The organism is Butyricicoccus sp. AM32-19, from assembly GCF_003480365.1.
In the GTDB taxonomy this organism is placed as follows: domain Bacteria; phylum Bacillota; class Clostridia; order Oscillospirales; family Butyricicoccaceae; genus Agathobaculum; species Agathobaculum butyriciproducens.
In genome coordinates, this window is sequence record NZ_QUIX01000001.1 from 452,892 (window position 1) to 464,073 (window position 11,182).

Annotated in this window: 9 protein-coding genes; 7 read left to right on the top strand and 2 right to left on the bottom strand. The window is 51.9% G+C overall.

Annotated elements, in window-relative coordinates; translation table 11 throughout:
* Positions 1-987: 987 nt before the first annotated feature.
* The gene (gene tsaA / locus DW806_RS02120) at positions 988-1,668 is read right to left on the bottom strand and encodes a tRNA (N6-threonylcarbamoyladenosine(37)-N6)-methyltransferase TrmO (RefSeq protein WP_118728951.1); all 681 of its coding nucleotides are present in this window, start codon (positions 1,666-1,668) and stop codon (positions 988-990) included.
* A gap of 266 nt (positions 1,669-1,934) precedes the next feature.
* On the opposite strand from tsaA, the gene DW806_RS02125 reads away from it, so the two are divergent.
* A complete protein-coding gene (locus DW806_RS02125; RefSeq protein ID WP_118728952.1) occupies positions 1,935-2,276 on the top strand; it encodes a hypothetical protein in 342 nt (113 codons plus the stop codon).
* An 813-nt stretch (positions 2,277-3,089) separates the two neighbouring features.
* Positions 3,090-4,175, top strand: a complete 1,086-nt coding sequence (locus DW806_RS02130) for a replication initiator protein A (protein WP_118728953.1) — start codon at positions 3,090-3,092, stop codon at positions 4,173-4,175.
* 194 nt (positions 4,176-4,369) lie between these two features.
* Here DW806_RS02130 and DW806_RS02135 read toward each other — a convergent pair whose 3' ends face one another.
* Positions 4,370-4,933 carry a recombinase family protein gene (locus tag DW806_RS02135; RefSeq protein ID WP_118728954.1) on the bottom strand — a complete coding sequence of 188 codons (564 nt, stop codon included), beginning with the start codon at positions 4,931-4,933 and terminating at the stop codon, positions 4,370-4,372.
* A gap of 253 nt (positions 4,934-5,186) precedes the next feature.
* Between DW806_RS02135 and DW806_RS02140 the strand changes: the two genes are divergently transcribed.
* The 5 genes from DW806_RS02140 to DW806_RS02160 all read left to right on the top strand — a co-directional run bounded on the left by DW806_RS02140 (position 5,187) and on the right by DW806_RS02160 (position 11,046).
* A complete protein-coding gene (locus DW806_RS02140) occupies positions 5,187-5,399 on the top strand; it encodes an excisionase (protein ID WP_118728955.1) in 213 nt (70 codons plus the stop codon).
* Between the two features lie 82 nt (positions 5,400-5,481).
* On the top strand, positions 5,482-6,675 hold the full coding sequence (locus DW806_RS02145) for a site-specific integrase (protein ID WP_118728956.1): 1,194 nt from the start codon (positions 5,482-5,484) through the stop codon (positions 6,673-6,675).
* Between the two features lie 247 nt (positions 6,676-6,922).
* Positions 6,923-7,603 carry a response regulator transcription factor gene (locus tag DW806_RS02150; protein ID WP_110435133.1) on the top strand — a complete coding sequence of 227 codons (681 nt, stop codon included), beginning with the start codon at positions 6,923-6,925 and terminating at the stop codon, positions 7,601-7,603.
* Between the two features lie 3 nt (positions 7,604-7,606).
* Entirely contained in the window at positions 7,607-9,058 is a 1,452-nt protein-coding gene (locus tag DW806_RS02155; protein ID WP_118728957.1) for a sensor histidine kinase, read from the top strand.
* A 362-nt stretch (positions 9,059-9,420) separates the two neighbouring features.
* The gene (locus DW806_RS02160; RefSeq protein WP_118728958.1) at positions 9,421-11,046 is read left to right on the top strand and encodes a S1C family serine protease; all 1,626 of its coding nucleotides are present in this window, start codon (positions 9,421-9,423) and stop codon (positions 11,044-11,046) included.
* Positions 11,047-11,182: the final 136 nt, after the last annotated feature.

The following is an 11,182-nucleotide window of genomic DNA, read 5'->3' on the forward strand; positions in this document are numbered from 1 at the left end:
CCCTGACGGGGCGGCTCCTTTTTCTGCACCGGCTGAGCGGGGCACTCGAACTGCCGCTGGCGGGTTCGCCCTTTCCGGGCGGAGAGTTTTTCGCTGAACCTCAGCGGGGGGATTCGCCGTCTGCGGACGGCGGGGACGTTGCGGCACCCGCCGCGGGGGCAAAAAGGGTAGACACCTACGGTTTCTACCCTCTTTGAACACCCGTTTCCCTTGTTGGGATAGCTTGGGTGCAGACGGTAGACTGCGTAAGCAGGAAAAGGACGCGGCAGTCGGGTTACCTCAGCGTGTCTTTCTCTGCCTTTTCGCAGTTCACAGACAGCGTACTGCTACACATGCGGGTTAATCACCGCAGAGCGCGGCATGACAGTGCCGCGCAACATTTTTACCTGTGCAGATTATCCAAATCCTGCGGTTATAGCTGATTTGCACTCGCAAACGGTTTGCGCGACACTGTTATCCCCCAGGGGACCCTCTCTTGCCCTATGGGCAATTCACCTTGTGTCGCGCCTGCGAAGACTTTCCGGTCTGTGTAGCAGAACGGTATCTGACACTGCGAACAGGTTGCGAAAGACACGGAAGAAAAAATCCTCTGCCGTTCCCCTATTTCGCAGCGGTCACATGTAGGTAATCTGCGCCAGGCTAACAAACAAGGGAAAGGTAGGAGTTCAAAGAGGAAGGAAAACCGCAGGTTGTCCTTCCTTTTTGCCCCCGCCGCGGAGCGCGGCACGCTCCCGCCGTCCGCAGACGGCGAATCCCCCCGCTGAGGTTCAGCGGAAAACTCTCCGCCCGTTAGGGGCGAACACGCTAACGCAGTTCGCGTCCCCCGCTCAGCCGGTGCAGAGAAACAGGCTGCCGCCCGGAAAGGGCGAACACGCCTGCGCAGTTCACGTCCCCCGCTCAGTCGGTGCAGAGAAACAGGCTGCCGCCCGGATTGGGCGAACTGCCTGCGCGGTTTGTGCGCCCCGTGTAAAATTTACCGCAGAATAGTTAGCGACTCTCGATTTGCCGAACGGTCAGCAAGTCACCTTCCACGGTGAATTTGACCTCAAATCCCGCAAACGGGAAGCCGTACACGCGACCCGGCTCGTGCTGATAGCCCGGTCGGGGGTCTTGTGCGAGCACGTTCAGCAGGGTTTGACGGCGTTCCTGCGGCAGCTTTTCGAGCAGCTGCGCCGGACACTTAACCCGCACCGCATCGGTCGTCAGCGCAAAACCGCCGCGTGCCTCCGGATGCGAATCCGTGTACGCAAGGTACGGCTTGATGTCGAAAATCGGCGTGCCGTCCATCAGATCCGCGCCCGAAATGTGCAGCACCGGACCGTCCGGCGTGTTGGGCTCCACGCGGTCAAGGCGCACCGAGGACAGCCCGATCTCGTTCGGCCGGAACGGCGAGCGCGTCGCAAACACGCCGATGCGCTTGTTGCCGCCCAGCTTGGGCGGGCGCACAGTCGGGGACCAGCCGTCACGCACGGCTGCCGAAAACTGCCAGATGAGCCACAGGTGAGAGAAACCCTCGATGCCGCGCAGCGCATCCGCGTTGCGGTATTCCGGCTCGAATACAATGCGCGCCGGTACGTCCGCCAGTCCGCTCTGCCGCGGAATGCCGAATTTGGTGGGAAAATCGCTGTGTATCCGCGCAATAATATGCATTTCTACCGTCTGTGACATAAAAATTCTCCTTTTGGGTGATATATTCAGTATAGCACAGGAACTGTCGGGTGCAAAGCAGTGTTTTACAAAATGTTAATGCAATATCTTGCTTTGATGATGGATTCATGTGCTGAAAACAGTAATTTTATCAAAAATATGTAATATAGAGCGCGAAAAAGTTTGGTGTTATTTATCGTTGCACCGATTTTGCACCGAATATCTGAAAAGCCCCGAAATGACACCGAAAACCCAATCACCCAACGGAAAAACAAAGGAGAAAAAACATGGAATTTGAAAGACTAACATTCCCGACACTGGAAAGCCTGCTGGTTCATTTGAACAGAGGGTATTTCACCAGTATGCAGATGAACTTTCCCTCGAAAGATGCGGCCAGTCGAGTAGATATATCTCTTGTAGTAGGGCCTTTTGAAATTATCGAGGACGGCGTTGCTTTTATCATTGACCCGTTCTGGGAGAGTAAGATTGTGGTAAAAGGCGAATTTGCATGGGCAAGCGGGCGTTTCTTTCCCGAGGAACGGATTGAGTATATCACCGTAAAATTCGCAGATCAGAAACCTTTTCAGCTGACCATTTTTCTGGCTGATGATGATGATGAAGATTTTTAAATAAAAAATAACTGCGGCTGATGTGCGATTTTTTACGCATATCAGCCGCTTTTGCTGTTTATATAATGATTTTAGTTATGAACTGCAATAATGCACAATAAAAGAGAAAGGAATTTGTGCATAGTGCCGAGACCCAATTTCCGATTTTTTGTATAGTAGTATATGTCAAGCAAAATCACCGCGCGGCAAGTTGCATAAGCCTGCGAGGATACGCCACAATCGTTCCTGCCCTAACTGCGCCTATCTCTTGGTGAACAACCACCAGAAACGATTCTGAGGCATTCTGAGCCGATTTATAGAAAGAGGTGAATCCATGACTTAGCAAGCCAGCCGCATGGCCACTCAATAACATTTTGTTATCGAGTTAAGCCAGCGATTCACAATGACCAACTACGACCAACGACCAGAAAGAGAGCGATTACAATTTGATAGACAGTGCGAAATGCCATAATCCTGCGAGAATGCGCTGTAATCGCTTTTGGTGCATCTGGTGTATCCATTGACGAATGACCGCCAGAAACGATTCTAGGGCATTCTGAGCCAATTATAAAAGGAGTGAGAAAATTGCGATTCAACTATTCAAAGCAAGGATACCATCAAGTGCGGGAGAAGTCAAGTATTTTGGCTCATTCCTACGTTCGAGTTTGATTCGTGCGCTCGAGAAAATTCAAGGAAATATAAATTTTCTGTCTGGGAGAACTTTTACCGAAAACTCGGAGAGCCGTGAACGCTGTTTCCCGAAAAATCGGAACGAGCCAGAAGGGGTAATAGAGGCTTAATATTCAACAAATAATCAAATTGGGAGGATAATCAATGAGTAATTCCATTACCACACTGAACGAAACGTTCGGCCAGAGCGAAAGCACACAAGCGTTCGCCAAACTGCCGAAAATTTTCTTCAACGGAAAAGCGCCGCAATACAAACACCTGACAGCGCAACATATTCTGGCGTACGCCTTGATGCGTGACCGTCTGCAACTGTCTATCTCCAACCAGATGAAAGATGAGCATGGCATTCCGTTCATCTGTTATGACCTTGGAAACGTGGCGGCAGATGTTCGCTGCGGTGAAAAGAAAGCTGGCCAGTTAGTGAATGACCTCGACAACATGGGATTGATTCGCAAGGTTCGGCGGGGATTAGGCAAACCCAACCGAATCTATGTGCATGATGTGCTTGAAACTGAACCGTCAAAACGACTGGACAGAACACGTTCAAAGGACGGACAAGAGCCGTTGGAAGAACAGCTAAAGAGCTGTCGGGGGAACAGCACTGAACCGTCTGACGGACAGACAAGACCTGTCAAGGGGACAGTTCCAGAGCAGTCCAACGGACAGAGTAATAAGACTGAAATTAGTAAGACTGATAACAGTAACACTGATAGTAGCAATACTGAAATTAGTAATACTGACAATAGTAATTACTCCGTCAATGGTAACGAGCGGGCTTTTAATAACGGTTTAATGACCTCAGATGCGAAAATTTATTTTCTGGCCAGAAATGAAGAATCTTTAGTGGATGAAGTATGTCAGTTGATGTTTAAGATAGTGAGGGCAACACCCCAAACTATTCGTGTTGATGATCGAGAAATGAAAGGTAATGCAGTTAGTAAGCAATTAGAGAATATCAGCATAGCACAAGTCGAAACTGCAATGGATCGCATTAAGGGAAATCAGTATTCGGAGGAAGAACGGCGTGAACACTTGACGGCAGAATTATACCATGTCACGCAAGAAACCAGCAATCAAACTGTGCAAGCGGGTATTGCTGATAGTTCATATCAGACCACCAGCCAAACAAGCAACACTGATGCTCTGGCTGGAATAAGCCAAGAAACGCAAGAGCAGAACAAGAAAAAATTAGAACGAATGTACGCAGAATTTGGTGATTTGTGGAATTGAGCTGTGTTCTGTCACTGACTGTAACTAAGGATGTGTCACAATCAGCTATCCTCTCGCTGGCTGGACTAAGGGGAGTACGGAAACTGCGACCTTTGAACAACAGCGCACCAGCCGCAATACTGTCGCGTTTCGCTACGGTATTGCGGGTGAAAACTAACGCGAATACAGGGCGTTCCAGCGCGAAAGAGAGGGCGTTAACCCTCTCCCTGCTCCTTAATCAGCTTATCCAGTGTCGGACGGCTGATTTTGAGCACTCGTGCCAACTCAGCTTTAGACGGTATCTCGCGGCGCTGGTATCTCGCATACTGGGCGGCAAAGTCGGCAGGTGTAACAGGTGTGCGCCCCTTGTACTTGCCCTCCCGCTTGGCGATGGCGATACCCTCTCTCTGGCGCTCTAACAGGTTCGCGCGTTCAAACTCTGCGATAGCTCCTATCATAGTCAGCATGAGCTTTCCCGTTGGTGTACTGCTGTCTACGGCTTCTTTGCGGCTGACAAGATGCACACCCTTGGCGGCCAGAGTGTCAACGATGTTCAGCAGGTCAGCGGTAGAGCGTGCCAGGCGGCTGAAATCGTGAACATACACGGTATCACCCTCGCGCACAAACTCCAGCATGGCTTGAAGCTGCGGCCTGTTCGTGTCTTTGCCGGACACTTTCTCGCAGAACCACTTGTCGATCTGGTAAGCGGCTAACGCTTCACGCTGCCGTTCATCGTTCTGCTCTACTGTAGATACTCTCACATACGCGATATTTGCCATATTCTCAACCTCCTGTGAGATTAGAATAGCATAACGTAAAGTATAAGTCAATGACTATCTTTACAGTTGGTAAAATAAATATCAATTTAAACTCTAAATTTACCGAACAACAGACTCCTGAGAGAGTCAAGTTAGATTATACCCTAATTTTATAATTGCCTGTACGGGCACAATTTACACTTTTCACGTCTGCCGCCTGCACACGAGCGGGCGAGTAGATATATCTCACTCAAAGAAAAAGAAAGGAAAACATATGACCACTGATTACATGAATAACACCTATGTTCCCCTCTGGGAGAAAGAACTGCTGAACGTGCCAGAGGCTACGGCGTTCTCTGGTATTGGTCAAAACTCGATTCGTGCTCTTATTGAAGAACACCCTGAACTGGTGTTCCGTGTCGGCACAAAACATCTTATCAAACGCAAATCTCTCCAGAAGTTCATTCGTGATAATTATTCCATGTAAAAGTTCGTGCAATCCAGCCCCAACTATGCTATACTGTTGCTGTCATATTTGGGGCTTTTCAGCAGGAAAGGAGATCTAATTATTGGCTGGAAAGCGAAAAGACAACAAAGGGCGTGTATTAAAAGAGGGAGAGTGCCAGAAAAAGAATGGTATCTATCAGTTCAAGAAACTTGACCCGAACACCCACCAATACGCCTATGTAACAGACCCGACTTTAGAGGGCATGAGAAAGAAAAAGGCGGAACTGATTCGTTCGATTGAGAGCGGTATCAGCTATTCTAGCGGGAAAATCACAGTGAATGAACTGCTGGAAATGTATATCGAGATGAAAGACGATAAAACCGAAAATACGCAGATCAACTACACTTCATGGGCGGAGATGGTAAAACGGGAACAGTTCGGAAATCGTCGTATCTGTGACGTAAAAGAGATAGATGCGCGGCGGTGGTTCAAAGCGATGCGTAAAAACGGCAAAGCGTACAGCACTATCTCAGCTATGAGTAAAATATTAAAACCAGCGTTCAAAATGGCATTGAAAAACCATCTGATTCGTGAAAATCCGTTTGATTTTCGGCTCAATGACATACTCACAAATGACACGGCGAAACGTGATGCGCTGACCAATGAACAAGTAAATGCCTTATTGGACTTCATTACCAATGACAGCACATATTCACGGCATCTGGATTGGTTCATTGTATTACTGGGAACGGGCGTTCGTATCAGCGAATTTTGTGGTTTGACCAAGGCTGATTTGGACTTTGAGAATCGGCTGATTACCATTAACAAACAACTGCTGCGGCGTAAAGATGGGAGCAAGTACATGAAAAACCCTAAATCTGCTGCGGGCAATCGCGTTATCGCTATGAGTGATGCGGTGTGCAACAGTCTGCACAACATCATTGAACACCGTAACTGCGGAACAGTTGAACCTATGATAGATGGACACTGTGGTTTTCTCATGCTGACAAAGGGAGATAAACCTGTTATTGCTGCTGATTTAGAATCAATCATGCGGAGAGCGGTAAATAAATACAACAGGAAACACCCTGATAACCCATTACCGCGCATCACACCGCATACTTTTAGGCATACACTGTGCAGTAATTTACTGAACAGGGGAATGTCTGCGGCCAATGTAGCCGCGATGATGGGGCATGATAACCCGACTACGACCATGAAATATTACGCGCACGCGAATAACGAGCAGGCTATCAACCAGATGCGGCAGATTCTTGAATTTAATAGTTCTGCAACACTGGCGGTAAACGGGTAAGGACGTTGCACCGATTTTGCACCGATTTTGCACCAAGATGCGTGAAATTGCGTGAAGCTATGTAAAATGCTGGTTCGGGAGATTCAAGAAAAAGTTCTGAAAATGCGATATTTAGCACAAATAAATCACATATAATGCTGTGAAAGTTGAAATATGTTTTCTGGAACTTGTTACAAAATGTTAATGCATTCCACCTCAAAACGCGCTATAATAGAATCAGATTAAACTGGGAAAGCAGGGGAGAACTATGCCCAAGAAGATATTGATCGTAGAGGACGAGGCCAACATCCGTGAGCTGCTGCGCCTGTATCTGGAGCGCGAAGGCTACACGGTGCTTGAGGCGGAAAACGGCGTGGAGGGCATCAAAAAGTGGAAGTCCGACAAGCCGGACATGCTGCTGCTCGATGTGATGATGCCGGTGATGGACGGCTGGGCGGTCTGCAGGGAGATCCGCGCGGAGAGCGATGTGCCGATTATCATGCTGACGGCCAAAGGCGAGACCGCAGACCGCGTTTCCGGTCTGGAGATGGGCGCGGACGACTACATCGTCAAGCCGCTCGAAATGCCGGAGGTCATTGCGCGCGTGCGTGCGGTATTCCGCCGCATGGCGCCGGATGATGCGCCCGAGAAGCTGTCGTTTGACAATCTCGTCATCGACAAGCAGGCGTACGATCTGGTCATCAAGGGCAAGCGCGTGGATGCGCCGCCGAAGGAGATCGAGCTGCTGTACTTCCTCGCCTCCAGCCCGAACCGCGTGTTCACCCGCGCACAGCTGCTCGACGATGTATGGGGCTTTGACTATTTCGGTGATACGAGAACGGTTGACGTACACGTCAAGCGTCTGCGCGAAAAGCTGGAGGGCGTCTCGGACAAGTGGGAGCTGAAAACCGTATGGGGTGTCGGCTACAAGTTTGAGACCAAGGAGTAAGCCATGGGCAGACGCAGTTTTTTCTTCAAGGACTATGTGGCCCACCTGATTTTGATCGTGTGCGCGTTTGCACTGGCCGGCGTGGTATTCTGCTACCAGATGAGCAGCTACGCGCTGCACGCCAAGCAGACCGAGCTGCGCACGACCGTGCAGAGCCTTGCCGAGCAGAGCAAGCTGCTTGAGGGTACGGACTCTGACGTGATCCGTCAGATTTACGTGCTGTCTATCGCGCGCGTGGCGAAGGAGGATGAGCTGACCGTGCTCATCACGGACGCGGACGGCAACATTGAAATGGGCGCCAAGCCGGACGGCACGACCTACACGCTGCCCGGCTATCATATCTCAAACGAAGTGGTTGCGGAGATGCACAAAAACGGCAGTTATGCGTCTGTCGGGTCACTTGGCGTGCTGAGTGAGTCCTCGTTTTACACGGTGGGCACCTGTGTCAAGGATGATAACGGCGATGCGGATTTGATGATCTTCGTCTCCACGCAGGATCCGAATTCGGCAGGCGTGGTGCGTCACTCGACGCAGACGCTCGTGCTCATCCTGCTGGTGACACTGGCGGTCATGCTGGTGATTTCGTTCATAATCTCTCAGCACGTCACGCGTCCGCTCAAGACGATTGCCGCCGCCGCCAAGGAATTTGCGGGCGGCAACTTCGACGTGCGCGTGCCCGAGGACAACCGCTGCTACGAGATTGACGAACTGGCGGTCTCGTTCAACAACATGGCGCGCGACCTTGACCAGCTCGAGGAGCTGACCCGCGGCTTTATTTCCAACGTCAGCCACGAGTTCAAGACCCCGATGACGACCATCGGCGGCTTTGTGGACGGCATGATCGACGGCACGATTCCGCTTGACCAGCGCGACAAGTACCTGAAGATCATCGCGGAGGAGACCAAACGCCTGTCCCGCATGGTAAACCGCATGCTGGATGCCGCAAAAATTCAGTCCGGCGAGCTGATCCTCAGTCCGGCGCCGTTCGACTTTACCGAAATGACGGCGCAGATCCTGCTCTCGTTCGAGCAGAAGATTGAGAAAAAGAAGCTGGATGTGCAGTGCGATCTCGAGGAACGGCTGACCGTCATGGGTGACCGCGACCACCTGTACCGAGCGGTGTACAACCTGACCGATAACGCGGTAAAGTTCATCGAGGACGGCGGTACGCTGAGGCTGAAGGTCCATCAGGAGGGACAGCTGTGCGTGTTCGCCATCAGCAACACCGGTATCGGCATTTCGGCGGAGGATCTGCCGCATGTGTTCGACCGCTTCTACAAGACCGACCGTTCGCGCTCGATGGATAAGACCGGCGCAGGTCTCGGCCTGTATATTGTGAAGAACATCATCAACCTGCACGGCGGTGAGATCTCCGTTCGCTCGGGCGGCGGCGAAACCGAGTTTGAGTTCACCCTGCCGCTCGCACCGGAGCAGAACCGACAGAATAACGCGTAAAAAGTGGCTTCCATGTGCTATCACTGTGCATGGAAGTCCTTTTTCTGCATGTGCTGTATTGAAGCGTTTCGCGCGGCAGCGCACATGAAATAGCATTTGCTCTGCAAATGCTCAAAAAGGGGGAGCATGTATCACCCTTTTTGGACTTCTGGAGGGAGAAAGTTTCTGAACAGGAACTTTCGTACGACTTTGGAACGGCCCACGGTCCGTTCCTCTTGTCGGCGAAACTGTAGTTTCGCGACAGGCAGTGTTCAAAAAATATTCATATTGTTTTCAACAAACTGCCACATTGAGAAACTATGATAGAAGCATCAACAGAGGGAACGGAATGTTCCCGCGAATAACAACAGGAGGTCAGTATCATGGACGACTTCAACATGAACAACAAAACACCGCTGAACAGCAGCGATCAGAATAACGAACAGCCGGCCGCCGAAACCCGGAACACCGCACCGCAGAACGAGCAGCCTGCACAGGCTCCGCGGAGCGAGCAGCCGATGCAGCAGCCGCAGACGGAACAGCCCGCACAGGCTCCGCAGAGCGAGCAGACGATGCAGCAGCCGCAGGCGGAACAGCCCGCACAGGCACCGCAGAGCGAGCAGCCGCAGGCAGAAGAGCCGCGCACGCCGTTCCAGACGCCGGTGCAGCATCCGGAGTTCCATCAGGCGCAGCAGCAGACCGGCTTCGGCGAGGTTCCGCCGATGAGCCAGAAGCCGCACACCCCGAAGAATAAAAAGCACAGCAGAGGCTTAGCGCTCGGTCTGTGCGGTGTAGCAGCTGCGTGCCTGCTGTTTGCAGGCGGCGCAGTTGTCGGCAATATGGCGTTCGGCGGCAATGCAAACAGCAATTCGGGCACAACGGCTTCCGATTCCTCGGATTCCGCGCCGACACTGCAGATCAACAGCAAGCCGGAGTCGGATTCGAGCAATTCCTCGGACAACTACGACACCGCGGACGGCATGGCCGGTGAGGATATCTACAAAAAGGTCAACCCGTCGGTCGTATCGGTTATCTCCACCACCTCTGAGGGCACGGGCAGCGGCTCGGGCGTCATCATGAGCAAGGACGGCTACATCATCACCAACAACCACGTTGTGGACGGCGCGCAGTCGGTTTCCGTACAGCTGAGCGACGACACCTCTCTCGATGCCGAGATCATCGGCACGGATGAGCAGACCGACCTTGCGGTCATCAAGGTAACGCCGACAAGCGACCTGACCGCCGCAGAGTTCGGTGACTCGGATGAGCTGGAGCCGGGCGAGTATGCCTACGCGATCGGTTCTCCCGGCGGCGTACAGTTTGCGAACACCATCACCGGCGGCCGTATTTCCGCTATCAACCGCGATCTGACCGTCAATGACCGTGTTATGACGCTGATTCAGACCGATGCTTCCATCAACAACGGCAACTCCGGCGGCGCACTCATCAACAAGTACGGTCAGGTGGTCGGCATCACGTCCGCTAAGCTGTCTGGCAATGCGTTCGGCAGCGCCACCGTTGAGGGCATGGGCTTTGCCATCCCGATCAACACCGCCAAGGATATTGTTGATGAGCTGATTCAGAACGGTTACGTTTCCGGCCGTCCGTCCATCGGCATCACCGGCCAGAACGTCGAGTCCGCGGACGGCAAGGTGTCCGGCGTGCAGGTATATTCCATTGATTCCCGCGCAAAGGCAGCCGGTGAGGGTCTGCAGGTTGGCGATGTCATCACCGCCGTTGACGGTACCCCGACCCCGGACATGGATAAGGTAAACGAACTCAAGCAGGATAAGAAGGCCGGCGACAAGCTGACGCTGAGCGTATACCGTATTTCGACCGGCAAGACGCTCAATATCACCATCACGCTGACCGATTCGCACGACCTCGAGGGCGATGACCCGAATGCCCAGACCCAGCAGCGCCAGAGCAGCCAGAGCGATAATTCGCAGCAGAATGACGGCTACGGCAGCTATCGGTTCTCCAGTCCGTTTGGTTCGTTCGGCTGGTAAATAATTGAGGATTGAAAATGGAGAATGGAGAATTGATGTAACGGTCAGCCATTCTCCATTTTTTCATTTCGAGAAATATAATAGAGCGGTTTTCCGTAGGGTGCGGCAAGGTGAATTGCGGCGTTGCCGCAATTCA

What these genes read in the sequence shown, in the direction of transcription:
- DW806_RS02130 (WP_118728953.1), top strand. Translation starts at nt 3,090, where the DNA reads ATGAGTAATTCCATTACCACACTGAACGAAACGTTCGGCCAGAGCGAA.
- tsaA (WP_118728951.1), bottom strand. Translation starts at nt 1,668, where the DNA reads ATGTCACAGACGGTAGAAATGCATATTATTGCGCGGATACACAGCGAT.
- DW806_RS02155 (WP_118728957.1), top strand. Translation starts at nt 7,607, where the DNA reads ATGGGCAGACGCAGTTTTTTCTTCAAGGACTATGTGGCCCACCTGATT.
- DW806_RS02140 (WP_118728955.1), top strand. Translation starts at nt 5,187, where the DNA reads ATGACCACTGATTACATGAATAACACCTATGTTCCCCTCTGGGAGAAA.
- DW806_RS02150 (WP_110435133.1), top strand. Translation starts at nt 6,923, where the DNA reads ATGCCCAAGAAGATATTGATCGTAGAGGACGAGGCCAACATCCGTGAG.
- DW806_RS02160 (WP_118728958.1), top strand. Translation starts at nt 9,421, where the DNA reads ATGGACGACTTCAACATGAACAACAAAACACCGCTGAACAGCAGCGAT.
- DW806_RS02125 (WP_118728952.1), top strand. Translation starts at nt 1,935, where the DNA reads ATGGAATTTGAAAGACTAACATTCCCGACACTGGAAAGCCTGCTGGTT.
- DW806_RS02135 (WP_118728954.1), bottom strand. Translation starts at nt 4,933, where the DNA reads ATGGCAAATATCGCGTATGTGAGAGTATCTACAGTAGAGCAGAACGAT.